The organism is Sinobaca sp. H24 (assembly GCF_023845525.1).
Map to the genome: position 1 here is coordinate 109,644 of NZ_JALBWT010000008.1, position 22,642 is coordinate 132,285.

Here is a 22,642-nt window from a genome sequence, read left to right on the forward strand (position 1 = left end):
CTGTAATGTAACAAGCTGTTGCAATCACACTGAAATGTTTTGTTTGGCGGAAGTGGGGTAACCCAATTATATACTAAAATTTAGGAGGTTTTTTCCAAATGAGAAAGAAATGGTTCATGACAATTCCTGCTGTAGCCCTTCTGATGTCACCTGTAGCCGGCCAATCAACAGAGGCTGCGGACAGTCCGGCTCCTGTAAATGAAACGTCCACTTCTCATCCCGTAGCTGACGTAGCGCCGGAGCATCAACCTACTCTATCGCAGGGAAGCAGCGGTATTGAAGTAGAATTTGTGCAGGAGAAACTTATTTATTATGGTTTTGATACAGACGTAGATGGAGTGTTCGGTCCGGAAACAGCAGAGCAGGTTCGTCAATTTCAATCTGAAAAAGGTCTCAGCATAGATGGTGTGGTGGGAATAAACACATGGGTGCAGTTACTTGCAAATGAACGGTTTCAGGTAGGAGACGCGAAAGCTGCTTTGACAGCAGAACTCGACAATGATGACCTGGTTTTCAGCAGCAATGGCGAGATTCATCAGAATGATCAAGGAGAATTCTTCTATACCTTTAAAGCCTCCAGCAAATCCCTTATAGAAGACGGGGGAAGCGGTACCGTTGGTTTCTATAACGTATATGGAGACGGTACGATCGAAGAGGACGTTCCTCAGTGACAGCATTGCTTTCCAGTACAGGGAAGATGTGTTCAATTAATAAGAACGCCTCTTGTGTTCATTGAACATAAGGGGCGTTTTTTGACTGGCTCCTGCTCAGTCAGCTGCTGTTATAATAAAACTATATTTTCAGTATAGATTGGGGATAGATGAACCATGGAATTAACCATAAGCAGATTTGCACAAATCGCGGATACGACGGTACGGACGTTAAGGCACTATCGGCTAGCTATCAGTGCCGACCGAAAAAAATGAGAAAGGGCAAAATGTCTATACGACTACAGAGTTTAAAATATTTCATAATATCAGGTTACTGCAAAGTCTGGGGCTCTCCTTAAAGGAAATTAAAGATCGGTTTGAGGAACCGGGGTATTCTTTTGAAAAAATGATTGATGTACAGGAAAAAGTATTAATAAGAAAGAGAGACAATATTGAGGCATCACTGGAAATGATTGAACGGATTAAATCTGTAAAAGACAGCGAACGAAAGGAAGAGCTGGATGCGGAGATCCTGATGCTGCTTATGAATTCCATGCTTTTTGAAGACGTGCAGCGGGATATATTCAAGGAGTATTATCCGAAGGAGGTTGTCGATAATATCTTCCCGACGGATAAAGCCAAACAAAAAGAGCTAGACAGGCTTTCGTTACAGTTACTGACGATTATTAATCAGGCAGTTATCCATGATTATTCCCCGGACAGCGATTTCGTGCAGAAGCAGTTAGAGGAGTTAATGGGGAACAGCTATTTAAAAGAGTGGATGACGGAGGATGAAAAAGCGAACGAAGAGTTATACGAGCGAATGCAGCCGTATACGTCCTTGCTGCCGGAGCGCATGGTCCGGTTTCTTACCGAAGCATTTGAGGTGTTGTTAAATAAATAGCTCTGTTAAAGTTGAATATTAAAAGATTTTAATAAACTATCTACGATTTCTGCACTGCCATCCTGGAACATAAATAAAGAGAAAGCAATCATACAGTTCCTGCTAATACCAGAGGCAGTTTTTTTCCCTTATTCATGGAACGTTTGAGAAAAACCATGCCAATTAAAAAGATACCTGCAAACAATATAAGGAAATACCAGAATCCCATAGTGTCGCCCTCTTTTCTAATAACGTATTAAGCGTTTAATAAAATATACCATAAATGTAAATAATATTTCCGAAGAAAAAAGTTTAAAGACCTTTTCTTATAAACATTTTTTTTATGCCGTTTTTTTACATATAGCAAGTACTAAATAAATTTTCCATAAACCCTTGCGGAGGACGTTACGTCACAGTCTACTATTGAATTCACTAAGAGAAATTGGGTGAATGATAGTGGCACAGCCATCTGTATTTCGAAACAGAACATTTATTTTTATATTGATTGCCGGATTTCTGGCGGTGATGGGCTATACGATGTTTTTATGACACCACCTGGTATGTTATATCGGAACTGGGATCTGTGGAGTCATTGGCATTGTTCTTATAGCCATCACTGTACCACGATTGTGATGATGGTTTTTGGCGGCGTCTTGCGGATAGATTCAAAAAACGACCATTATGTTTAGTACGAGCCTGGCGCAGGGGATCTTTTTGTTCATCATTTTTCTGCTGAACAGCAGATACTATGTCGATGTGGTACCTGGTCCTGTTTGGGATGCTTTTTGGAACATTGACGCGTTCTCAGGGACCGGCCAGTGCGTCTCTGATACCGAAGATTGTACAGAGTCTCAGATTCAGCAGGCGAACGCGTTTTACCAGGGAGCAGCCAGATTGGGATTATCGCAGGTCCCATTTTAGCAGGGGCTGTCATGGAAGCTTCCAGTGTAACAACAGGTTATTTTGCTGCTGTTATTGTGGTCCTTTTATCTGCTTTCTTTATGTTTCCTCCGTTTTTAAAAGAGGGGATGTAGAAAATACGGTGAAACAGACCCCATTAAAGATGCAGGAAGGGTTTTCCTATATTAAATCCAGCAGCTTTTTAATGACAGGCATTCTAGTCCTGATTACGCTGAACTTCTTTGCTTTCGGTGCCATACAGATCGGCATTCCCATTCTTGTTGACTTACATGGAGGCTCCCCGATCAATTTAAGTTATATAGAAGTGTCATTGGGTGTGGAATGCTGCTGAGTTCAGTCATCATTGGAGCAGTGAAAATAACCCGAAGAGGCATTGTCTCTATTATCGGACTTCTTGCCATACTGATGGTGGCTGTTACCTTCAGCCAGGTATCAAACCTTTATGTATTAGCGGGACTTGCCTTCTTTATAGGGTTTTTCATGACTTTCGTTTACATCCGTTCTTTTCCTCCGTTCATGAAAAAATTGATGGGAGAATTATGGGGCGTGTGATGAGCGTCATCTTTCTGGCGATGAATGGATTTGATCCTATTGCGTATGCAGGCGTTACGCTGTTTGTTTCGAATGGATTTGCTATTCAAAATATCATATTGGCCTTTGCGGTTACAGGCCTGGTGATTGCGCTGATTATTTTGTGGAAAGGAAAATCTTACCGCCAGGATTATTCAGACGTCCAGAAAGCGGAAATGAAACCGGAATACTAGGACGTCGGTAAGACAAGATGATAAAGCCGCCCGTTCCGGAAAAAAGGCTGACGTGTTTTTTTTAGAGCTTATACGGGAATAGATAATGAGGGTTCTATTTAAGAAGGCAGATAGATCCTGGAACTAAATAAATGGTTAGTCAGCATCAAGGAGGTTTACACATGGAGATTAAAGAAGGACACGATTATGTACTGCCTTTTGAATCTAAAGGAGTAGTAGAACTGTTTCGGGTGATTGAGACAAAGGTACGAAAAGATGATGACGGATTGTGGTACAGCAACGTAGAAGGATTCACCATGCAGAACGGTGAACCAAAAGACAATAAGCCGGCTATGTATCAAATTAACGAAAAAGAGCTCTTGGAGAATGGAAGAGAAGCTACCGAACAGGAAAGAAGCTTGTTGATGGACAGCGCTCCTTAAATAAAGTGAATATAAAAGAAAGCTTCCTTCGGGTTTACTGAGCCCAGGAAGCTTTTTTGTTTGAGAGACTCTCTTTTATTGGCAGGCTTCTTAACGAGCTAATATGCTGTTTATGCATTAGTATGATAGAAAGCGTTACATGAGGAGGAGCAGCAATGGATCAAATTTTACGAGTGAGAGAAGAGGACAGTTAACAGAAGAAGCCAAAGTGAATATATTTAAACAAAAGAGTAACAAACAAAAAGATGGGTCGATAATTTATTCGATGTGATTGATGAGGTGATCAAAGAGGCGGAAGAAGCCAGTGGATGGGAAATTAGTAAACATACAGAAAATCACCAGATCACCTATACCTGCAAGAATCATAAAATAGTGATTGCCCAAAAAGTTCCCTACTCTAAAATTACGAGCTGGAGTATAATATAAGATTTACAGATCTTCTGATAGAACACCTCCCTGCCCAATCCATCTTTTTGCCGCACAATCCTAAGCCTGTCTGGAAAACGGGAAGCTTGTATATTGTTGATTTCAAAAAAGAACACGCAGAAACTTTTGTTAAACGACTTTTACAATCCGCAGCTGCTAAATAGGAAGCAATAAAGGCTATCTCCAGGTTTAATGAAACCGGAGAAGCTTTTTTTATTTGCTGCACACATTAATTTTTGTACAGAAAATCGTTATAAATTATTTAAATAATTGACAATTGTTTGAAAACTATCTATGATGCATATATAAACATTATAACGTTATGATGTTTACAAAAATAAATCTGTAATCAGTGTGAGTTGTTATTAATCTTGAAGGAGGGGAATTATGGAATCACTAGCAAAGAAATTAGTGATGCTGCTAGGCGGGGAAGACAATATTCAAACGATTACTCACTGTGCCACAAGATTACGAACGGAATTGAAGGATAAAGATGTAGTAGACAGCAGTAAGATTAAAGAGACAAAAGGAGTCATGGGGGTAGTCGATACCGATTCCACTTTTCAAATCATTATCGGAACCAATGTAGGCGAAGTGTACGATGAAATTATTAATCTGACAGAACTAAAGGATAGAGAAAAAGTAAACATAACCAATGAGGAAGATATCAAAGAAGAGAAAAAAGAGAAGCATTCCTTTAAGAGGTGGTTCAATCAGTTTCTGGAGATAGTAGTAAGTATCTTTACGCCGCTGCTTCCTTTATTTGCCGGAGCGGGATTATTAAGAGGATTCACCATTTTAGCCGTAGAAATGGGCATTTTAAATGAAGACAGTACAACCAATTTAATGCTGACCCTGGCGGCTACCTCGGTCTTTCACTTTCTGCCGCTGCTGGTTGCCATAACCGCTGCCAGAAGGTTTCAAACCAGCCCCTATATAGCTTTGGCTGTCATGGGAGCATTGATTATGCCTGATTTTCTGGCATTGGTGGAAGGCTCTTCGGAGTCGATTGGTTTTATGGGACTGCCTGTGCCAATCTTTGATTACAGCGGACAGATTATCCCGGCTATTCTAACCGTCTGGGTGCAGTCGAAGCTGGAACACTTTATGAAAAATAAACTGCCGCACAGCTTACATATGGTAGTCATTCCTACCATCTTACTGCTGCTGCTTGTGCCGATCGTAGCGGTCGTTTTCGGACCGATTGGCAACTATTTAAGTATCCTGTCGGCGAACAGTATTGATTTTGTCATATCGTCGAACAGCGTTATTTCAGGAGCTGTCATCGGAGGCATTTGGAACATCCTTATTATGTTCGGTGTTCACTGGGCTCCAAATACAACAGTGGTTATACCGAACATCGCTTCAACCGGGCAGTCGAGTATTATAGCGTACGCTGCCAACGCGAACTTTGCTATGGCGGGAGCGGCTTTCGCCGTATTCCTGCGAAGCAAAAACAAAGCGTTGAAATCTTTTTCCATCACGTCTATCGTGGCGGTATTTTTATCAGGGATCGTAGAACCGGCGATTTACGGGATTGGTGTAAAGTTGAAAACACCGTTAATTGCCGGGTGCGTTGGTGCGGCGATAGGCGGGGCGTTTATGGGTGTATTTAACGTCGTGGGCTATGCTTTCGTTTTTGGCGGACTGACCACGATTCCGGCCTTCGCAGGACCAACTTTATGGGCTTATGTAGTGGGGCTCATCATATCCTTTGTGTCGGCATTGATTCTTACGCTGATACTCGGCTTTAAAGACCCGAAAAATACAGAAGAATAATCGAAAAAAGGGAGAGATTATGATGGAACAGAAAATACTAGGGAGTTTAGCATACGCAGCAATGGGAGATGCCATGGGGGCAGTGACAGAGAACCTGTCGTTTCATCAAATCAGGGAAATGTTCAACGGAGGAGTCAGAGACTTCCAAAAGCCGGGCGAAACGGCGTTTGCATTAGGAAACGAAGCGGGACAGGTAACCGATGACTTTTCCCAAATTTATCTTATTATAAAAGAAGTGTTAGGGACGAACGACCAGCAGATCACCACGGAAGCTGTGAAAGAAGCGATGATCAAGTGGTCTAATATGCCGATCTATTTTAACCGATTTGCAGGCCCAACGACGAGAAGTGCTATTGCCATGTATAAAGGCGAAAGTAAGAAAATGCAGCCGCTGGCAGGGCGGTAACGGTCGATTATGCGTCCAAAGCGACAAACGGGGCAGCCATGAAAATATCGCCGGCCGGATTGTTCAACCCCGGAAACAAAGATAAGGCCCTTAAGGATGCGATAACATTACAAGAGTCACTCATGATAATCATTTGGCCATATCAGGCGCCGGTGCAGTGGCGGCTGCGGTGAGTGAATCCTTAAAAGACGGAGTCACGTTTGAAGACATCATTGATGCCGGGATGTACGGAGCGATGGAAGGAGAGCGGCTGGGGCAGGAGATCAGCAGAACAGTGGCAGGCGCAAGCGTGGTCGAAAGAATGAAGCTGGCGTTTGATATCGTAGACCGGCCGGGCTCGAAAGAGGATAACCTGTTAAAGCTGTATCAGACGGTGGGCAGCGGGCTGCATGTATCCGAAGCGGTCCCATGTGCGTTTGGTATTATTAAAGCGAATGAAGGCAATGCTTTTCAAGCGTTGTAGACGCCGTAAATATTGGGTATGACACGGATACTATTGCGACGATTGTTGGAGCGGTAGTAGGGCCGTTAGTGAGAAAAACTCCCAATTTTATGATATGATTAATTTTATAGAGAAGGCGAATGACTTTAAGATAGTCGATATGGCAGGTGCTGTAGCTTCTCGAATAAATTAAGACTGGAAGCGGATATAATGGTTTACTCTACTGAAACGCAGGAGCCCCTGTACAAGAAAGTGTACAATGAATTACTTCATAAAATCGTGAATAAAGAATATGAAGTAGGGGACATTCTGCCTTCTGAGCCGGAATTACAAAAAAACTATGGCGTAAGCAGAATTACGATTCGACGTGCCATGGAGATGCTGCAGACGAACGGGTATGTCAAAAAACACTCCGGCATCGGCACCATCGTAGTGAATACCAAACATAGTTTACAGCTGAAGAAGATATCAAGTTTCAGTGAAGACAACCTTAACGGGAATCCTTTTCCGAACTGGTATTGTTTCGAGATAGTAGATGCTCCTTTTCAGTGTTGACCAAGCTGTATTTGAAAGAAAACGTCAAAGTATACAAAATCGAGCGTCTGCGTATTATTAACGGGGAAAAGGTCGGGTTCACCGCTCATTTATCCCGGTCCATTTGCTCGATATGGAGGAAAAGGATATTTCAGATCCCCAGGCCTCCCTTTATAAATTATTTGATCAAAACAATATTCACTTAACGACAGCGAATGAAACGATTGAAGCCATGGGAGCCACTTCCTTTCTGCAGAAGCAGCTGGAGGTGGATCCATACTCGTCCTTGTTGTATATTGAACGCTGTTCGTTTGATAACGGACAGGGTGTGGAGTTCGCGGAAATTTATTATCGAGCCGATCGGTATAAATATCATATTCAGTTGGAGAGCTGACAGAATCCTTTTCTACAATAGCTTTCTAAAAAGAGACATTTCATTAGTTCTTTGAACTAGTGGAATGTCTTTGTTTGTTTTATTATAGATAAACTTTTTAAGAAAGATCATATTTATTTTGATTTTTAATATATAACTAAAATTATCTGAAAGTGTTCTCATTGTTGATTGTCAGCGAAACTTATTCTTGGTAAGCTATAACCAATAAATGTAAAAAGGGGGTAGTTCTATGAGGTATAAAGAGAAGAAAAAATGGTATCAGCGGATTCCGGGGTATCGTTCTGGTACGAAGTGGAAGATGATTACTGCTTCTGTTATTTATTTTTTCATTATAATGGCTATAGTAAATCCGTCTGATCCTTCCACAGAAGTAGCCGGTGAAAATACCGCAGAAGAGATGACGGAATTAGAGGCAGAAGAAGCAACAGCCGCCGAGGAAGAAGAACAAGAAACGGATGATCAAGCGAGCAGCGAGGAGGAAGAACGTAAGGCAGAAGAAGCCGAGCAGGAAGCTAAAGAAGAGGAAGAACGCCAGGCAGAAGAAGAAGCCGAGCAGGAAGCCAGAGAAGAGGAAGAACGCCAGGCAGAAGAAGAGGCCGAGCGGGAAGCCAAAGAAGAGGAAGAACGCCAGGCTGAGGAAGAGGCCGAGCAGGAAACTAAAGAAGAGGAAGAACGCCAGGCAGAAGAAGAGGCCGAGCGGGAAGCCAAAGAAGAGGAAGAACGCCAGGCTGAGGAAGAGGCCGAGCAGGAAACTAAAGAAGAGGAAGAACGCCAGGCTGAGGAAGAAGCTGAGCAGGAAGCCGAAAAGAGGAAGAATCCAGCGGCTCTGTTTCTCAGGAGCAGGCGGTGAGCAGTGCGCAAAGCTATTTGGATTACACAGCCTTCTCTAAGTCAGGATTAATTGAGCAGCTCGAGTATGAGGATTTCAGTACAGAAGACGCGACATATGCTGTAGAAAACATCAGCGTCGATTGGAAGAAACAGGCGGTTAAAAGCGCTGAAGATTATCTTGATTATTCGGCATTTTCGAAGTCAGGATTGATCGAACAGTTGGAATACGAAGGCTTCACCTCATCAGAGGCCTCACATGGCGTTGAAAACATCAGCGTTGATTGGCGGGAGCAGGCGGTCAAAAGTGCCGAGGATTATATGGACTACAGCTCTTTTTCCAGACAGGGGTTAATTGATCAATTAACTTATGAAGGATTCAGCACAGAGCATGCAACCTATGCTGCTGATCAGGTTGGTTTGTAATAGACGAATTTAGTAGAAAGCAGCCAAAAGCTGCTTTCTTTATTTTCAAAATATAATAAAAAGGAATATGAAGGATTACTTCATGTTAGTATTTACAATAGAAGTAATACAGAACCAATATCTATAATAATAGATGTAAGAAGCTGTTTTGTTAGTAGATATTATCTTGGAGGTTTACGAATGAATAATAACGACATTGTCATTAGAATACGGTACGCTTTGGATATAAGAGATCAGGACGTGATGGAAATATTCAAGCTTGGCGGGGTAGATCTCTCTAAGGAAGAAGTACGGAAGGTTCTCACGAAGCTAGAAGAAAGCGATGAAGAAGATGATGATGAAATCTATGAAGACGACCATCATCTTAAATGCACGAACAGCATGCTGGAGTCCTTTTTAAATGGGCTGATCACGTTCAACGTGGGCCGCAGACCACAAAAGACGGCGAACCGATGAAGCCGGACCGGTCGATCAAGAACTATTCCAGTGTGAATAACGTCATGCTGAAAAAAGTAAAAATCGCCCTGCAGTTAACGAGCGATGACATTGTGGATATTCTGGACAATGCCAATGTTACGATCACCAAGGGGGAGTAAGCGGCCTGCTGCGGAAGGAAGGCCATAAGAACTATCGGCAGTTTGGCGATCAGTATGCAAGAAACTTCCTGAAAGGATTAGCGATTAAATACAGAGGATAACAAAAGCGCGCACTCCATTACGATTGGAGATGACGCTTTTTTTGCCTCTCATATCGTTAAAGCAGAATTGTAATTTTTTGTTTATCATTCATATAACCGGGCATAATATAAGCAACTGGAGGTGATTAAAATGAATCAGGCTTTCAAACCGGATGGCTACAATTCATTATCCCCCTATTTAATAGTAGACGATGCTCAAAAGCTGATGGATCTTTTAAAAGAAGTGTTTGGTGCAAAGGAGCTGCGCGGCGCTACGATAACGAAGACGGAACGATCATGCATGCCGAGATTCAGATTGATGACTCGGTGATGATGATCGCAGATGCTTCCGAGCAGTATCCGGCTGTAAGCCATTTGCTGCATGTGTATGTACCGGACGTAGATGAGGTATTTGATAGGGCCGTTCAGTCAGGGTGTACGTCAATGGAAAAGCCTGCTCAAAGAGGAGACCTGGACAAAAGAGGCACATTCAAAGACTTTGGAGGTAATATATGGAGTGTTGCCACCCAGCAGTAAGAAAATCGGTAAGCCCTTTAAAAGGTCAGTGGCCTTCTATAGGGCTTTTTTAAGTTGTTACTGAAATCAATAATAAATAAAAAGATATCGACAAGTCTAAGATGCCCAACTGTTAATCAAAAATTATTCCGATGTTAATAACACGATGTTGAAAGGAGAAAATTGTCCCGTAGTTCATGAGAAATGATATTGTAGCTATTTTAGATAATGCCACTACTAGTTTGAGATCAATAGATGAAAATTTTCTGTGAGGGTGAGTAATCAAATACAAATGAAAATAATAAACGACAGACAGTACAAAATTGTTTTATTTTTGGAATACTCGATTGTTCATCTCTAAAATAGCAAAAGACTATTTAAAGGAAAAATTTCACTTGATAAATATAGATCCATTATTATTATTTATTGTTGTAGCAGGTAACAATATACTTTTTCCTATAGAACTATTTCATTAAGGTATCGAATTCGGTGGTCACTTCTGTATTTTTGAATAACCCACTGAGCATTAGTATGTGTTAAGATATATCACATTACTAAAGAAAGGAAGTGTATAGGATGGATAAAGTAAATAATGTCAAAATATTCGCTGAGCTTTATGATTTAGTATTGTTTTACAAAGAGAACCGTGATCTTCCTACTGATGAGAATTTCAATTTCTTTGAAGAAGTAGAGAAGTATTGTGAGAAACTTAATCTTGACTATGAAACATTCACAAAAGAATTTCATTTAACTAAAGGACTATAAGTATAAAATGTAATGAAAGTTAGAGAAGAAATACCTAGAGGATTACTACGCCATTCTTTATTGAATGCCTATTATTTGATAGATGCTTGTAGATACGCATAGAGAAACCAGTAAGAAGTCTTCCTTCCGGGATGCTTCTTACTGGTTTTTTTATAGTGAAAATATAATCGTAAAGCATTATCATGTGTGTCTTCTCTAAAGAAATATATGTGATAATGCTTTTTAAATGTGTTTCTAATAGCGTAGGAATGATGTTTTTTACTTTGGCTAATTAGACAGTAGAAATCAAAAATCTTATTTTTCAGACATGAAAAGAGATACAACTCTATTTTATATGAATATTTTTGTTAGATTATTTCTCATGCACTTATCATTTTTCATTGCGATCTTATGTGGTTTACTGACTGTCTTTTTTTTGAAACACTTATGTACCAATGTATTCAAGGTCCCTTTTTATTGTAAAAGCTAATTTTAATTTTATTTTACAGAAATCAGTTTAGCTAAATAGATAAAAATAATATGTTTAATTTAGCGAAAACGACAAAGAAAAACAAAATAATTAGTTGTAATTTGAAAATATTAAATAGTTACAATATTTCAAGGAGGAATTAAGAATGAATAAGAAGCATTGGTACATAGGAAGTAGTTTTTCGGTAATGATGTTACTTGCAGCCTGTGGAGGCGGCAGCGGAGACAGCTCAGCGGACGCAGACAATAGTGGGAGCTCCGACTTTGAAGAAATGACTATTACATTCAGCCATAACCAGCCGGAAGACAGTCCAGAGCACACTGGAGCAGTAGCTTTTAAAGAAGCAGTAGAAGAAAATACGGATGGCCAAGTTACTGTAGACCTTTACCCTGCCTCGCAAATGGGAAGTCTGCGTGAGCAGTAGAAGGAACGCAAATTGGCGAAATTGATATTACGATGCAGCCGTCAGCTGTAGTGTCCCCTTTTGTGATGATGTTAAAGTGGTAGATCTTCCTTACCTCTGGCCGGAAAATAGTGAAGAGAAATATGAAGTACTTGATAGTGAAGTTGGGGACGAGCTATTAACCAGTTTGGAAGAAGGCGGATTTAAAGGGATGGGCTACTGGCCTGGTGGATTTAAGCTGTTTACGACGAGCGGCACAGAAATTCACGAGCCTAGTGACTTCAGCGGTATTACGATGAGAACGATGGATCACCTGCTTTGTTAGAGCAATATAGCTCATGGGGTGGTAATGCAGAACCAGTCCCTTATGCAGAAGTTTATAACGTTTCTTACAACAAGGCGTAGTAGATGGACAGGAAACCCACTTCAAACTATTTATTTGAATGATTATCACAAGGTTCAGGACTATATTATTGAAGGAGATCATGGCACTATGACCTACCTCCTAATGGCAAATCAAGGCTGGTATGAAGGTCTCGATGAAAATACAAAGAAGTATTGGTAGATGCAGAGGAAGCAGGAGTAGAAGCAGCTCGTGAAGATTAGCTGCTAAAGAAGGCGAATACAGAGAAGAGCTGCAAACACAGAAGGTGTAGAGTACTATGAACTAACTGAAGAAGAAAGAGAAGTTTTCCGGGAAGAGTCTCAGCCAATTCATGATGAAATTTACAGTGAAGATGATCAGCAGGAATTGCTGCAAAAACTTTACGACAAGATTGAAGAAGTCTCTGGCGAATAATCAGCGGGACAAGGGATAGTCCTATTTGATGGACTATCCCTTTTCTTTTTTGAGAAAGGATGTGTTTTTATGAAGATTATTAATAAGGTGGAAGAAATTTTGATTGGCAGTCTTTTGTTTGCAGCAACTGCCATTTTATTTATGAATGTCGTACTTCGGTATGGATTTCAGGCTAATACAGATTGGGCAGCTGAATTTATTAGGTATGCAATGATTTGGATCACATTTATAGGAATGGGTTTATGTTTTCAACGAGGTATGCATGTTGGTATTGATGTTTTCATGCAGCTATTACCTAAAAAAATAACTGTTTTTGTTCAATTAATAATTAATATTTGTATTGTTCTTTTTCTTGTTTTTTTCGGGTGGTTCGGAGTTAAGTTGGTTCAATTTTCTATAATGACAAATCAGATCACTCCTTCTTTAGAAATTAGTATTTATTGGATTTATTTAATTATACCTATTGGATGTCTTCTTTCGTTATTACACGTAGGGATTTTAACATATCAACTTCTTACAAAAAAAAGAGCTCCCTTTAAATAATGTACAGGAATAAGGAGGCAGTAACATGACTACATTACTCATCATTCTAGTTATCGTTCTATTGTTTTTGGGGACCCCAATCTTTATTGCGTTAGGATTATCGGCTTTTTTAAGTGTGCTGCTTGTCAGTGATATTGAACCAATGATTTTAGTTCAGCGCATGTTTGCCGGTCTTGATCAGTTTGCACTGATGGCTCTTCCCTTTTTTATACTTGCCGCTAATATAATGGAAAGCGGTGGACTTTCTAATCGTATATTACGGTGGGCTCGTGCATTAGTTGGTCATATGGCAGGTGGGGTTGCCATGACTACCCAGGTATCAAGCATGTTTTTTGGAGCCTTATCAGGTTCCAGCCCTGCAACAGTAATTGCTATTGGAAAAATGATGTATCCCGAGCTGCTTCGTCAAAAATATGATAAGGCATTTATTTCTGGATTATTTGCCTCTGCGGGCTCTGTTTCATTAATTATTCCTCCAAGTATTACTTTAATTGTGCTGGGATCTGTAATCACACAAGTGTCTGTTGGAGATCTCTTTATTGCTGGTATTGGAGCCGGATTAATATATGGTTTAGCTGCAGTTATATATATTTATTTCACGCTAAGAAACATAATATGCCGCGGGATAAACGTGCTTCTTTGAAGGAAGTAACAACTGCTACTATCAAAGCTTTTTGGGCGCTTATGATTCCCGTCATTATTTTAGGTGGAATCTATGCGGGAATTTTTTACACCCACAGAAGCAGCTGGCATATCAGCAGTCTACGCATTGCTTGTCAGTGCCTTTATTTACCGGGAGATGACCTGGAAAAAATTATATCGTGTATTTGTTGATTCGGCTATTACGTCTGCCCAGGTTCTTATTCTAGTTGGATCCGCTCAAATTTTGGGATGGCTTTTAACCCGTGGTGGCATTCCTCAGCAGGTGGCTTCATTAATATCTGATAATATTACGTCTGTTATATTATTTCTGCTTATATTAAATGTTTCTTTATTAATTATGGGAATGTTTATGGAAGGCGTGGCTGCAATCATTATTTTAGCTCCGCTTGTTTTTCCAGCGGCTATTCAACTGGGAATTGACCCTGTTCACCTTGGTATTATTTTCATTTCCAACCTTGCTATTGGAATGTATACGCCCCGTTTGGAATAAATATATTTGTTACGCAGTCGATAACAAAGCTGAATATGATTGAGATGCTGCCGGGTTTAAAGCAATTTTTCTTTGTGCAGACAGCAGCTTTGCTCGTAATAACGTATATTCCGCAAACATCACTCTTTTTACTAAACCTGCTTAACTAGGAGAGAACATTATGGCAATCACATTAAAGGAAGCAATGAAGATAGGAGGATTGCGCGAATGTCGGATCATTGCAGGTTACCAGGGTATTGAGAAGAAATTGAATTACGTCACTAATCATGGAAGTACCTGACATTGTGAATTGGTTAAAAGGAAATGAACTTCTTCTGACAAGTTTGTATCCAATAAAAGACGATGAAGAAGCACAGAAAAATTTAATTCGAGAACTGCACACGAACGGGAAACGAGTGCCTTGGCAATTAAACCAAACCGATTCGTGGAACATATTCCTTACAGTATTTTGGAAGCAGCAGAAAAATACGGTTTTCCTATAATTGAGATTCCAGAACGTATATCCTATCTCGATATTCTTTCTCCTGTAATGAATAGTATTTTGACCGTAAGGTTGTGCTGCAGGAAGATATTGAAGAAGCCTATCGTCTGCTGAATGAAGTATCGATTAATAAATCAGGTATAAACCATTTAATTCGCACACTAACTCATTTAACAAAGCATCATATTGAAGTCGAAAATCTTGTATCGTTTATTGATGTTTCTATGTCTCCTAGTGTATTTGAGCCTCTTCACCCTCACCAAATTGAAGAACTTGAGCTTGTACAACGACCGATCCGTCTACAGCGGTTAAACGAGGAAAACAGGGAAATTAGCTGTATTACTTCTCCGATTATGGTTGATGGAAAGGTGTATGGAATTATTTCCAGCTGGGACGAAGAGAATGATCATATTGAAGCTGATCTTGCTATCTTAGAGAGAGCTTCCTCCTCTCTTGCCATTGAGTACATGAGAAAAAAGGTGAAATATGAGATCGAAATAAAATATAAAAGTGATTTTTTCCGATCATTGTTGAAAGAAATAACTTAAATATAAATGAACTGCAGGAGAGCGCAGAAATTTATGATATATACCCTGAACGACACTATGTTTGTTGCGTCGTATATACAAAAAAAGAACTGTCGTTAACAGATGAGTTAACAAAAATAGAATTAATTATTCGTGATACCGAGCCGCAGGTCGTTGTTGGTATCATGAATCAAATGCTTTATATACTGTTTCCAACCTTTGACAAGGAGGAAGCAGCCGTACTGCAGTCTATAAAAAGAGTCGTGAAAAAAATGCAGTCCTCTTTAAAAATAGCACCAGCTGCAGGTATAGGTCGAAAAGCAGAAGCAAGTATAAAAGGTATTCAAGAAAGCTTTCGTCAGGCGGAGCTTGCCCTTTCTATTACACGTTCCTTTGCTTCAGAAGAAGATATGATTATTCACTATGATGAATTAGGTATATTTCGATTGTTTTTGCATATGGACAATAAAGAAGAATTGGTGAAATTTCAACAGGAAACAGTAGGAATTCTCGTTGAGTACGATAAGAATCACAATTTAGAATTAATGCGGACGGTGGAAGCATACTTTCATCATAATGAATCTCTTTCTATTACTTCTGATAATCTTTATATTCATGTGAATACTTTGAAATACAGGATTCAGAAAGTGAAAGCGCTGACTGGTTTGAGTCTTCAAAATTCAGAAGAGAAAATGATGATTCATCTTGGCATGAAAATTCATTACTTTATAACAAATACTTATCCATCTCTCTAAAAATAAAGAAATTAATTCGTCTATTTCGATATCGTATCGGGATCGACCTGAATTATAAAATGAAGAGAGAATGGAGATGAAATAACAGATGAGAGAAAAACGTGTGCAATCATGGCTGGAACAGATAAATGCTATTGGGAATTCGGAAAATGGGATAAATCGGCTTGCCTATACACCAGAAGAAAGTGAAGCAATTGAATTATTCTCAGTCTTTTGCGAAAAAGAGGGAATGAGCGTTTACGAAGATGCCACCGGAAATATTATTGCCCGGAGACAAGGGAACGCTGATCTTCCCTCGGTGGCTGTAGGTTCTCATCTCGACACTGTTTATTCGGGCGGCTGTTTTGATGGAGCGCTTGGTGTGATTGCAGGGTTGGAAGTAGTAAGTCGTCTTAACGAAAAAAACATTCAAACGACCCATCCTATTGATATTATTGTTTTTCGTTCCGAAGAATCTTCAAGATTTGGAGTATCTACGATCGGCAGCAAATGGATAGCGGGGGAAGGATCATCTTCGATAGCCTATTTAGAAGATAAAGATGGTATTAGATTTGATCAAGCGGTAGAAAAAGCAGGTTTTACTTTTTCTGACTTTTCCGATGCAGAGAAAGGAGAAGGAGCGTTCAAAGCGTTTTTGGAAATGCACATTGAACAAGGACCTGCACTCGAAAATGCTAATCAGTCCATTGGTATCGTAACAGGTATTGCAGCTCCTTTAAGAGTTAAAGTGACTGTTACCGGACAGGCTTCTCACTCCGGCACTACTTCGATGGATGCACGAAAAGATGCTCTAACAGGTGCTTCTGAGCTCATATTGGCTCTTGAAAAGGCCGCTCAGAAAGAGAAGGATAAAAATACAGTGGCAACAGTGGGATGCATAAAACATACCCTGGAGCTATAAATGTAGTGCCGGGAGAATGCATCATGGATATCGATATTCGAAGCACCGATGTTACCTCACGAAAACAAGTACTACGTGCTATTCAACAAAAAGGAAAAGAAATAGAGAGCTCCCGCAGGCTCCATGTTCAATTTGACTATTTATCAGAAGAAGAACCAGTTCCTTTAAGTAAAGATATACAGTCCGAACTAGAGGCCGCCTGCCAAAGACTTGAAATTTCTCCTTTAAGCCTTGTAAGCGGCGCTGGTCATGATGTCATGAATATGGCAAAAAAATGGCCTTCCGGGCTGCTATTTGTCCCTTCTGTAAATGGTTTAAGTCATCACCCTGATGAATTCACAAAAGGAACAGACATTATGAAAGGTATTGATGTACTCGAACAAACGATAGTGTGTCTAGCTGGAAAAGTGGAGGGGGGAGTACACGATGAAACAGTATTTTCTTAATGTTCTGTCTAATGTGCAGGTAAGTTCTCGATATTGGCATATGCGTCTGGATACTACACCTATAGAGGAAACAATTGAGCCGGGTCAATTTTTTCATGTGCGCTGTGCAGAAACCTATACACCTTTTTTAAGGCGTCCTTTTAGTATTTATATGATTAATAACCAGAACAATATTATCGAATTTCTATATTTGGTAAAAGGTGAAGGCACGGCAGAACTCACAAAAAAAGTAAGCGGCGATCAAGTTGATGTATTCGGCCCTGTCGGTAACGGCTTTACTATTCCGGCCGAATCGAAAGAGATTTTACTTATAGCACGGGGCGTTGGAATCGCTACTTTGGCGGCTCTTGCTCAAGAAGCCTATGTAAAAGGAATAAATTGTACCGCCATTTTAAGCGCACGCTCGAAAGATGATTTACTGGCAGCAGATATGCTGAAAGAATTTGGAACAAATGTGTATCCGGTAACGGAAGAAGACCAAACAAGCGATATCGAGTCGGTTGAAGAAATGATGCATTATATGATGGGAAAAAAGAATTTTAACGCCATCTATACGTGTGGATCGAAGCGGTTATCCCGATTAAGCCAGCGGTTCGCTGCGTATTATGATCTATCGGGTGAGATTGCACTCGAAGAACATATGGGCTGTGCTATGGGAGCCTGCTTTGCCTGTGTGTGTGACATTAAAGAAAAAGATGGAAGTCAAAAATCAGTCCGCGTTTGTTTGGAAGGGCCTGTGTTTCCAATTGAAAAGGTGGTGCTTTAATGATTGCAAAACGCAGCAAAAGTGTTCAAATAGGCTCTCTTACACTGGCTAATCCAGTGATGCCCGCTTCGGGAGCTTTTGGACCGGAAATGCATGAAGTGATGGACTTTAATGAACTTGGAGCACTTGTACCTAAAAGCATTACAAAGGATCCTCGTCCGGGAAACAAAACACCTAGAGTTTGTGAAACATCAGGTGGGATGATCAATTCGATTGGTATCCAATCCAAAGGATTGCCTTATTATATAGAACACGTTCTTCCTGAATACGGGACGTACCGTGCACCCCTTATTTCAAGTATTTCGGCAGATTCTATTGAGGAGTTTTGTGAGATGTCGGAAATACTTGGCAGTCACAAAGATGTGGATGCTATCGAGCTGAATATTTCCTGTCCTAATTTAAAGGGAGACGGATTGGCTTTTGGAATGGACGCTGATGTGACATACGATTTAATGAAGAGAGTGCGTAAAGTAACAGATGTGCCATTGATCGCAAAATTAACGCCGAATGTCACCAGTATTCAGGATATTGCAATAGCTGCAGAAAAGGGGGGAGCAGATGCTTTAACCGTTGCTAATACGCTTCTTGCCATGTCCATTGATATAAACACGTAAACCTCGAATTGGTAATGTAATGGGAGGTCTTTCCGGCCCGGCGGTAAAGCCTATTATTGTAAGAATGATTTATCAAACAGCCCAGGTTACCAGCATTCCTATTATTGGATGCGGTGGAATTATGAATGGTAAAGACGCTCTGGAAATGATCATTGCTGGAGCTTCCGCTGTTCAAATTGGTACAGGAAGCTTTATTCAGCCAACTATGATGATCGATGTACTTTCCGACATTAATGATTATATGGAAAGGCATGATATTGAAAACATAAACGATTTAGTTGGAAGCATCCAATTGTAACAAAGGAGAGAAAAATGATGGTTAAATGCGATCTTTGTATAAAGAATGGAACGATTGTTACAGGTTCAGACACTTTTCAATCGAGTATTTATGTAAAAGATGAAAAAATTCTAGCGATTACTGCAGCAGAAGATGAGACATACGAAGCTGAAGAAACAATTGATGCTAAAGGATTACATGTTCTGCCTGGTTTAATAGATACGCATGTTCATTCAAGAGATCCCGGCCCTACTCATAAGGAAGATTTTTATCATTCTACACGGGCAGCCGCAGCTGGAGGAATAACGACTTTGTTTGAAATGCCTAATACAACCCCGCCTGTGGATAATGAGACTCATTTCGCTTTGCAGAAAGACAATCTTTCTTCTAAGGCGGCTGTTGATTTTGGATTATGGGGAATATGTCTGGGCCACTTGAATAATGAAAAACTACCGGCTCTTCATAAGCAAGGGGTTATTGGATTTAAATTTTTCTGGGGTTACGCGGTACATGAAGAAACTTTTCAGCTCATGTATAACTACAAGCCTGGAATGGAAAAGGTTATTCCGCCTTTTCACGATGGAGAAGTATACGAAATGATGGAACATGTTGCGAAAACCGGACAAATTTTCGCCGTTCATGCTGAGAATAACGATTTAATTCAAACGTTAACCGATCGAGTAGAAAAACGCGGCGGCCGCAGCTATGAGGACTTATTGGAAGGGCGCCCCTCGCTTACCGAATTTTTAACAGTGCAGACAGGGATAGCTATGGCAAGAGCTACAGGCGTTCGTTTTCATGTGCTGCATGTCAGCAGCGGAGATTCCGTGGAGATTATAAGGCAGGCACAGCGTGAAGGACTGCCTGTAACTGTTGAAACTTGCCCGCATTACCTCTTTTTATCTGCCGAACAGTATGATGAGATTGGTTCAACGATGAAAGTGTATCCCCCTGTGAAATATAAAAAGGATCAGGAAGCCATTTGGGAAGGAATTCTGGATGGAACCATTTCATCTGTCTGCTCTGATCATGCCCCACATACTTCTTCAGAAAAAGATGGAGAACTTTGGTCGATACCGGCAGGCATGTGCGGTGTGGAAACACTAGCTCCCTTAATGTTAAACGCGGTGAGCGAAAAGCGGATCACCTTAAATCGTTTTGTTCAGCTGCTTTCTGAGGAACCGGCTCGTATGTACGGCATTGCTCCGCAAAAAGGAACGATTCATCCCGGCTCAGACGCAGATTTTACATTTGTAGATATGGAAATGGAAGACAAAATTGATATTAATAAACTGCATAGTAAAAGCAAAGTTTCTGCTTATCACAATTTCCCTGTGAAAGGATGGCCGGTTCGAACCATTGTAAGGGGGAAAACGGTGATGGATAAAGGATCTGTAACAGCAGAATCTGCCGGATGTCTTGTTACTCCTGCTGCTAAAGGCGACATGTTGTATGAATAAACCTCCCATAACCGAGCTGATCCAGAGTCATCGCTCTACAAGAACATTCAAGAATATAGAAATACCCAGAGATATTGTTAAGGAAATCATCGTCTCCGCCCAATGGGCACCGACTTCTCATAATGTTCAGGCTTACAGTATTATCTCAATCACTAATCAAGAGCTTCGTGGAGATTTAGCGAATTTGTGCGGCAATCAGAAATATGTAAAAGAAGCTCCGATTTTTTTCGTTTTCGTCGCTGATTTTTACCCTCATTCTCTTGTATCTCAGTGGGAGGAAACTCCTTTTGAGATGGAGGAAACAGAAAATCTTATCGTAGGAGCAGTGGATACTGCACTAGCTGCTCAAAACGCTTTATTGACAGCACGTGCTTACGAACTTGGCGGTGTCATGATTGGCGGTATTCGAAATCGTGCGCAGGAGGTTGCTGCATTATTAAACCTTCCAAAATGGACTTTCCCGGTGATGGGGCTTTGCCTGGGTTATCCTCAGGACGTGACAGAGCAAAAGCCGCGTTTTCCATTCTATGGCGTTCATCATGAAGATTGTTATAACCGGGAGAACATCATTTCAGCGCTAAATGAGTATGATAAAGATATGCTCCATTATTACAGTACACGGCAAGTGAATCCTAAATATACGGGATGGATAACGCAAATGACAAATTATCTTTCCTCTCCCCGTCGACAGGAACTTACTATGTTTCTAAAAAATCAAGGATTTCAAATGAAATAAGGAGGTGTTTTTATGTCTGATGCTATAACATTTTCTGCCGTCGGGGATTGTTTCCTTACAAGACGTCTGCCCAAAGGAGACAAAGAGGCAGAAAAAGTAAAAGAAATTGTTAAAAAAGGAGATGCTCGTTTTGCCAACCTGGAAGTCACCGTACACCGTGGAGAAGGAACACCTTCTGCATTTAGTGGTGGTACGTGGGCGATGGCAGAGCCAGAAGTGTTACATGACTTATCTTCTTACTCCTTCAATTTGCTGAACGGCGCTACTAATCACGCTCTCGATTATTTATATACTGGCCTTAGTGCCACAGAAAAATATGTTAAAGAACATGAATTTGTTTATGCCGGGTTCGGAAAGAATCTAGCTGATGCTGCAGAGCCTCGTTATCTGGAAACAACAAAAGGACGAGTTGCTTTAATTGCCTGTACTTCTACCTTTCATGAATCTTGGGCTGCCGGAGACCAAGGTCCTGATATGAAAGGACGGCCTGGTATTAATCCTCTCCGCTATAAGACAACGTATTCTGTTTCTAATGAAAAATTATCTCAGCTTCGGAATATAGCTGAAGCTACATATATTAACGCAGATGAAAATCTCGCTATAAAAGAAGGGTTTCAAGCACCATCTTCCGAAAATAATTTATATTTCGGAGGTCATTTTTTCAAGGCTGGAAATGCGGAAGGAATGAAAAGAAGCATTATTAAAAAAGACTTGATACGCTTGAGAAAAACGGTGGAGCAGGCTAAGCGCCAGGCAGATTATGTGATAGTCAGTATTCATTCACATGAAATGGATAAAGAAGATAAAAATACACCGGCCGATTTTCAGAAAGAATTTGCCAGAGATATGATAGATACAGGTGCTGATGCTATTATCGGTCATGGACCTCATGTATTACGAGGAATTGAAATATATAAAGATAAACCAATTTTCCATAGTCTTGGAAATTTTATTTTTCAAAATGATACGGTGGATCATCTTCCAAGAGATTTCTATGAAAAGTATGATCTTTCTTATGATGCAAATGTGGCAGACGCATTTGACGTACGAAGCGAAAATGGAAAAAAAGGACTTGGCGTTAACCCGAACGTATGGCGTTCTGTTATTCCTGTTTGGAAAATGGATCATGGAGTATTAAAAGAAATTATTCTTCATCCTATCGATTTGGGGTATGGAAAACCTCGTTATACAAGAGGGTGGCCGCAAGTGACGAATGATAATTCTATTATTGAGCACCTACAGACGCTGTCTCATTCTTTTGGTACAAAAATAGAAATTCAAGATGATGGCACTGGAATTGTAAAATTGTAAGAGGATCACAATAAATGGCCCAAGCAAGACACTACTAAATCATCTCACTTAGTAGTGTCTTTTTTATGCCGTAAGAGTAAGGTCATACAAAAACATCTTTCAGTTTGGTATAGTAATTCTAACGAGAGAACATACATTCTTTACATAGATAACTTTTATCTTAATCATC

31 protein-coding genes and 5 pseudogenes are annotated in these 22,642 nt (G+C 40.4%); all 36 read left to right on the plus strand.

Annotated features, from left to right (window positions below; all coding sequences use genetic code 11):
• The first annotated feature begins 98 nt into the window (after positions 1-98).
• The 36 genes and pseudogenes from MMY81_RS12860 to MMY81_RS13020 all read left to right on the plus strand — a co-directional run bounded on the left by MMY81_RS12860 (position 99) and on the right by MMY81_RS13020 (position 22,473).
• Positions 99-671 carry a peptidoglycan-binding domain-containing protein gene (locus MMY81_RS12860; RefSeq protein ID WP_252313213.1) on the plus strand — a complete coding sequence of 191 codons (573 nt, stop codon included), beginning with the start codon at positions 99-101 and terminating at the stop codon, positions 669-671.
• A 235-nt stretch (positions 672-906) separates the two neighbouring features.
• Positions 907-1,017, plus strand: a pseudogene (locus MMY81_RS35200) (MerR family transcriptional regulator); the annotation flags it as partial.
• A gap of 39 nt (positions 1,018-1,056) precedes the next feature.
• Complete coding sequence (locus tag MMY81_RS12865) at positions 1,057-1,554, plus strand: hypothetical protein (protein WP_252313214.1); 498 nt, start codon at positions 1,057-1,059, stop codon at positions 1,552-1,554.
• A gap of 693 nt (positions 1,555-2,247) precedes the next feature.
• Positions 2,248-2,454, plus strand: coding sequence for a hypothetical protein (locus MMY81_RS12870; protein ID WP_252313215.1), 207 nt, complete (start codon positions 2,248-2,250; stop codon positions 2,452-2,454).
• 121 nt (positions 2,455-2,575) lie between these two features.
• Positions 2,576-2,785 carry a hypothetical protein gene (locus MMY81_RS12875; protein WP_252313216.1) on the plus strand — a complete coding sequence of 70 codons (210 nt, stop codon included), beginning with the start codon at positions 2,576-2,578 and terminating at the stop codon, positions 2,783-2,785.
• Positions 2,776-3,006 carry a hypothetical protein gene (locus tag MMY81_RS12880; RefSeq protein ID WP_252313217.1) on the plus strand — a complete coding sequence of 77 codons (231 nt, stop codon included), beginning with the start codon at positions 2,776-2,778 and terminating at the stop codon, positions 3,004-3,006. The genes MMY81_RS12875 and MMY81_RS12880 overlap by 10 nt, the downstream gene beginning before the upstream one ends.
• Positions 3,006-3,218 (plus strand): hypothetical protein, encoded by a 213-nt coding sequence (locus MMY81_RS12885; RefSeq protein WP_252313218.1) that lies wholly within the window; start codon positions 3,006-3,008, stop codon positions 3,216-3,218. The genes MMY81_RS12880 and MMY81_RS12885 overlap by 1 nt, the downstream gene beginning before the upstream one ends.
• 161 nt (positions 3,219-3,379) lie before the next feature.
• Complete coding sequence (locus MMY81_RS12890) at positions 3,380-3,640, plus strand: hypothetical protein (RefSeq protein ID WP_252313219.1); 261 nt, start codon at positions 3,380-3,382, stop codon at positions 3,638-3,640.
• Between the two features lie 813 nt (positions 3,641-4,453).
• Positions 4,454-5,845: a PTS transporter subunit EIIC gene (locus MMY81_RS12895; RefSeq protein WP_252313220.1), complete on the plus strand. Its 1,392-nt coding sequence runs from the start codon at positions 4,454-4,456 to the stop codon at positions 5,843-5,845.
• Between the two features lie 19 nt (positions 5,846-5,864).
• Complete coding sequence (locus MMY81_RS12900) at positions 5,865-6,251, plus strand: ADP-ribosylglycohydrolase family protein (RefSeq protein WP_252313221.1); 387 nt, start codon at positions 5,865-5,867, stop codon at positions 6,249-6,251.
• A 157-nt stretch (positions 6,252-6,408) separates the two neighbouring features.
• The gene (locus MMY81_RS12905) at positions 6,409-6,714 is read left to right on the plus strand and encodes a hypothetical protein (RefSeq protein ID WP_252313222.1); all 306 of its coding nucleotides are present in this window, start codon (positions 6,409-6,411) and stop codon (positions 6,712-6,714) included.
• A gap of 189 nt (positions 6,715-6,903) precedes the next feature.
• Positions 6,904-7,248, plus strand: coding sequence for a GntR family transcriptional regulator (locus MMY81_RS12910; RefSeq protein ID WP_252313223.1), 345 nt, complete (start codon positions 6,904-6,906; stop codon positions 7,246-7,248).
• A 91-nt stretch (positions 7,249-7,339) separates the two neighbouring features.
• A complete protein-coding gene (locus tag MMY81_RS12915) occupies positions 7,340-7,621 on the plus strand; it encodes a UTRA domain-containing protein (protein WP_374561835.1) in 282 nt (93 codons plus the stop codon).
• A gap of 229 nt (positions 7,622-7,850) precedes the next feature.
• Positions 7,851-8,471: a hypothetical protein gene (locus tag MMY81_RS12920; RefSeq protein WP_252313225.1), complete on the plus strand. Its 621-nt coding sequence runs from the start codon at positions 7,851-7,853 to the stop codon at positions 8,469-8,471.
• Entirely contained in the window at positions 8,468-8,875 is a 408-nt protein-coding gene (locus MMY81_RS12925) for an Ltp family lipoprotein (protein ID WP_252313226.1), read from the plus strand. The genes MMY81_RS12920 and MMY81_RS12925 overlap by 4 nt, the downstream gene beginning before the upstream one ends.
• A gap of 180 nt (positions 8,876-9,055) precedes the next feature.
• Positions 9,056-9,572, plus strand: a pseudogene (locus MMY81_RS12930) (YehS family protein).
• A 130-nt stretch (positions 9,573-9,702) separates the two neighbouring features.
• A complete protein-coding gene (locus MMY81_RS12935) occupies positions 9,703-9,882 on the plus strand; it encodes a VOC family protein (RefSeq protein ID WP_252313227.1) in 180 nt (59 codons plus the stop codon).
• A complete protein-coding gene (locus MMY81_RS12940; RefSeq protein WP_252313228.1) occupies positions 9,849-10,088 on the plus strand; it encodes a VOC family protein in 240 nt (79 codons plus the stop codon). The genes MMY81_RS12935 and MMY81_RS12940 overlap by 34 nt, the downstream gene beginning before the upstream one ends.
• Before the next feature lie 555 nt (positions 10,089-10,643).
• Complete coding sequence (locus MMY81_RS12945) at positions 10,644-10,832, plus strand: hypothetical protein (protein ID WP_252313229.1); 189 nt, start codon at positions 10,644-10,646, stop codon at positions 10,830-10,832.
• A gap of 614 nt (positions 10,833-11,446) precedes the next feature.
• Positions 11,447-11,725 (plus strand): hypothetical protein, encoded by a 279-nt coding sequence (locus MMY81_RS12950; protein WP_252313230.1) that lies wholly within the window; start codon positions 11,447-11,449, stop codon positions 11,723-11,725.
• Positions 11,726-11,801: 76 nt separating this feature from the next.
• Positions 11,802-12,269 (plus strand): annotated as a pseudogene (gene dctP, locus MMY81_RS12955) (TRAP transporter substrate-binding protein DctP).
• 303 nt (positions 12,270-12,572) lie between these two features.
• On the plus strand, positions 12,573-13,046 hold the full coding sequence (locus MMY81_RS12960) for a TRAP transporter small permease (RefSeq protein WP_252313231.1): 474 nt from the start codon (positions 12,573-12,575) through the stop codon (positions 13,044-13,046).
• A gap of 25 nt (positions 13,047-13,071) precedes the next feature.
• Positions 13,072-13,880: pseudogene (locus tag MMY81_RS12965) on the plus strand (TRAP transporter large permease).
• On the plus strand, positions 13,762-14,199 hold the full coding sequence (locus tag MMY81_RS12970) for a TRAP transporter large permease subunit (RefSeq protein ID WP_252313232.1): 438 nt from the start codon (positions 13,762-13,764) through the stop codon (positions 14,197-14,199). The pseudogene MMY81_RS12965 and the gene MMY81_RS12970 overlap by 119 nt, the downstream one beginning before the upstream one ends.
• A gap of 266 nt (positions 14,200-14,465) precedes the next feature.
• Positions 14,466-14,681, plus strand: a complete 216-nt coding sequence (locus MMY81_RS35205; protein WP_374561797.1) for a PucR family transcriptional regulator ligand-binding domain-containing protein — start codon at positions 14,466-14,468, stop codon at positions 14,679-14,681.
• Positions 14,585-14,794, plus strand: a pseudogene (locus MMY81_RS35210) (PucR family transcriptional regulator ligand-binding domain-containing protein); the annotation flags it as partial. The gene MMY81_RS35205 and the pseudogene MMY81_RS35210, both read left to right, overlap by 97 nt.
• A complete protein-coding gene (locus MMY81_RS12975; protein ID WP_252313233.1) occupies positions 14,755-15,228 on the plus strand; it encodes a GAF domain-containing protein in 474 nt (157 codons plus the stop codon). The pseudogene MMY81_RS35210 and the gene MMY81_RS12975, both read left to right, overlap by 40 nt.
• An 11-nt stretch (positions 15,229-15,239) precedes the next feature.
• On the plus strand, positions 15,240-15,962 hold the full coding sequence (locus MMY81_RS12980; RefSeq protein ID WP_253075945.1) for a PucR family transcriptional regulator: 723 nt from the start codon (positions 15,240-15,242) through the stop codon (positions 15,960-15,962).
• Between the two features lie 88 nt (positions 15,963-16,050).
• Positions 16,051-16,863, plus strand: coding sequence for a hydantoinase/carbamoylase family amidase (locus MMY81_RS12985; RefSeq protein WP_252313234.1), 813 nt, complete (start codon positions 16,051-16,053; stop codon positions 16,861-16,863).
• A 23-nt stretch (positions 16,864-16,886) separates the two neighbouring features.
• Positions 16,887-17,309: a M20/M25/M40 family metallo-hydrolase gene (locus tag MMY81_RS12990; protein ID WP_252313235.1), complete on the plus strand. Its 423-nt coding sequence runs from the start codon at positions 16,887-16,889 to the stop codon at positions 17,307-17,309.
• The gene (locus tag MMY81_RS12995) at positions 17,290-18,075 is read left to right on the plus strand and encodes a dihydroorotate dehydrogenase electron transfer subunit (RefSeq protein WP_252313236.1); all 786 of its coding nucleotides are present in this window, start codon (positions 17,290-17,292) and stop codon (positions 18,073-18,075) included. Before MMY81_RS12990 ends, MMY81_RS12995 begins: the two co-directional genes overlap by 20 nt.
• Positions 18,075-18,689 carry a beta/alpha barrel domain-containing protein gene (locus tag MMY81_RS13000; RefSeq protein ID WP_252313237.1) on the plus strand — a complete coding sequence of 205 codons (615 nt, stop codon included), beginning with the start codon at positions 18,075-18,077 and terminating at the stop codon, positions 18,687-18,689. Before MMY81_RS12995 ends, MMY81_RS13000 begins: the two co-directional genes overlap by 1 nt.
• A 19-nt stretch (positions 18,690-18,708) precedes the next feature.
• The gene (locus MMY81_RS13005; protein ID WP_252313238.1) at positions 18,709-18,987 is read left to right on the plus strand and encodes a nitronate monooxygenase; all 279 of its coding nucleotides are present in this window, start codon (positions 18,709-18,711) and stop codon (positions 18,985-18,987) included.
• Positions 18,988-19,001: 14 nt separating this feature from the next.
• On the plus strand, positions 19,002-20,426 hold the full coding sequence (allB, locus tag MMY81_RS13010) for an allantoinase AllB (RefSeq protein WP_252313239.1): 1,425 nt from the start codon (positions 19,002-19,004) through the stop codon (positions 20,424-20,426).
• Positions 20,419-21,162: an oxygen-insensitive NADPH nitroreductase gene (gene nfsA, locus MMY81_RS13015; protein ID WP_252313240.1), complete on the plus strand. Its 744-nt coding sequence runs from the start codon at positions 20,419-20,421 to the stop codon at positions 21,160-21,162. The genes allB and nfsA overlap by 8 nt, the downstream gene beginning before the upstream one ends.
• Positions 21,163-21,174: 12 nt before the next feature.
• A complete protein-coding gene (locus MMY81_RS13020) occupies positions 21,175-22,473 on the plus strand; it encodes a CapA family protein (RefSeq protein WP_252313241.1) in 1,299 nt (432 codons plus the stop codon).
• The last annotated feature ends 169 nt before the right edge of the window (positions 22,474-22,642 follow it).

Bases quoted from the DNA above. Each gene is read 5' to 3' on its own strand.
- MMY81_RS12860 (WP_252313213.1), top strand. From the start codon at position 99: ATGAGAAAGAAATGGTTCATGACAATTCCTGCTGTAGCCCTTCTGATG.
- MMY81_RS12865 (WP_252313214.1), top strand. From the start codon at position 1,057: ATGATTGATGTACAGGAAAAAGTATTAATAAGAAAGAGAGACAATATT.
- MMY81_RS12880 (WP_252313217.1), top strand. From the start codon at position 2,776: ATGCTGCTGAGTTCAGTCATCATTGGAGCAGTGAAAATAACCCGAAGA.
- MMY81_RS12885 (WP_252313218.1), top strand. From the start codon at position 3,006: ATGAGCGTCATCTTTCTGGCGATGAATGGATTTGATCCTATTGCGTAT.
- MMY81_RS12890 (WP_252313219.1), top strand. From the start codon at position 3,380: ATGGAGATTAAAGAAGGACACGATTATGTACTGCCTTTTGAATCTAAA.
- MMY81_RS12895 (WP_252313220.1), top strand. From the start codon at position 4,454: ATGGAATCACTAGCAAAGAAATTAGTGATGCTGCTAGGCGGGGAAGAC.
- MMY81_RS12900 (WP_252313221.1), top strand. From the start codon at position 5,865: ATGATGGAACAGAAAATACTAGGGAGTTTAGCATACGCAGCAATGGGA.
- MMY81_RS12910 (WP_252313223.1), top strand. From the start codon at position 6,904: ATGGTTTACTCTACTGAAACGCAGGAGCCCCTGTACAAGAAAGTGTAC.
- MMY81_RS12920 (WP_252313225.1), top strand. From the start codon at position 7,851: ATGAGGTATAAAGAGAAGAAAAAATGGTATCAGCGGATTCCGGGGTAT.
- MMY81_RS12935 (WP_252313227.1), top strand. From the start codon at position 9,703: ATGAATCAGGCTTTCAAACCGGATGGCTACAATTCATTATCCCCCTAT.
- MMY81_RS12940 (WP_252313228.1), top strand. From the start codon at position 9,849: ATGCATGCCGAGATTCAGATTGATGACTCGGTGATGATGATCGCAGAT.
- MMY81_RS12945 (WP_252313229.1), top strand. From the start codon at position 10,644: ATGGATAAAGTAAATAATGTCAAAATATTCGCTGAGCTTTATGATTTA.
- MMY81_RS12950 (WP_252313230.1), top strand. From the start codon at position 11,447: ATGAATAAGAAGCATTGGTACATAGGAAGTAGTTTTTCGGTAATGATG.
- MMY81_RS12960 (WP_252313231.1), top strand. From the start codon at position 12,573: ATGAAGATTATTAATAAGGTGGAAGAAATTTTGATTGGCAGTCTTTTG.
- MMY81_RS12970 (WP_252313232.1), top strand. From the start codon at position 13,762: ATGCGGGAATTTTTTACACCCACAGAAGCAGCTGGCATATCAGCAGTC.
- MMY81_RS35205 (WP_374561797.1), top strand. From the start codon at position 14,466: ATGGAAGTACCTGACATTGTGAATTGGTTAAAAGGAAATGAACTTCTT.
- MMY81_RS12985 (WP_252313234.1), top strand. From the start codon at position 16,051: ATGAGAGAAAAACGTGTGCAATCATGGCTGGAACAGATAAATGCTATT.
- MMY81_RS12990 (WP_252313235.1), top strand. From the start codon at position 16,887: ATGGATATCGATATTCGAAGCACCGATGTTACCTCACGAAAACAAGTA.
- MMY81_RS12995 (WP_252313236.1), top strand. From the start codon at position 17,290: ATGAAACAGTATTTTCTTAATGTTCTGTCTAATGTGCAGGTAAGTTCT.
- MMY81_RS13000 (WP_252313237.1), top strand. From the start codon at position 18,075: ATGATTGCAAAACGCAGCAAAAGTGTTCAAATAGGCTCTCTTACACTG.
- MMY81_RS13005 (WP_252313238.1), top strand. From the start codon at position 18,709: ATGGGAGGTCTTTCCGGCCCGGCGGTAAAGCCTATTATTGTAAGAATG.
- allB (WP_252313239.1), top strand. From the start codon at position 19,002: ATGATGGTTAAATGCGATCTTTGTATAAAGAATGGAACGATTGTTACA.
- nfsA (WP_252313240.1), top strand. From the start codon at position 20,419: ATGAATAAACCTCCCATAACCGAGCTGATCCAGAGTCATCGCTCTACA.
- MMY81_RS13020 (WP_252313241.1), top strand. From the start codon at position 21,175: ATGTCTGATGCTATAACATTTTCTGCCGTCGGGGATTGTTTCCTTACA.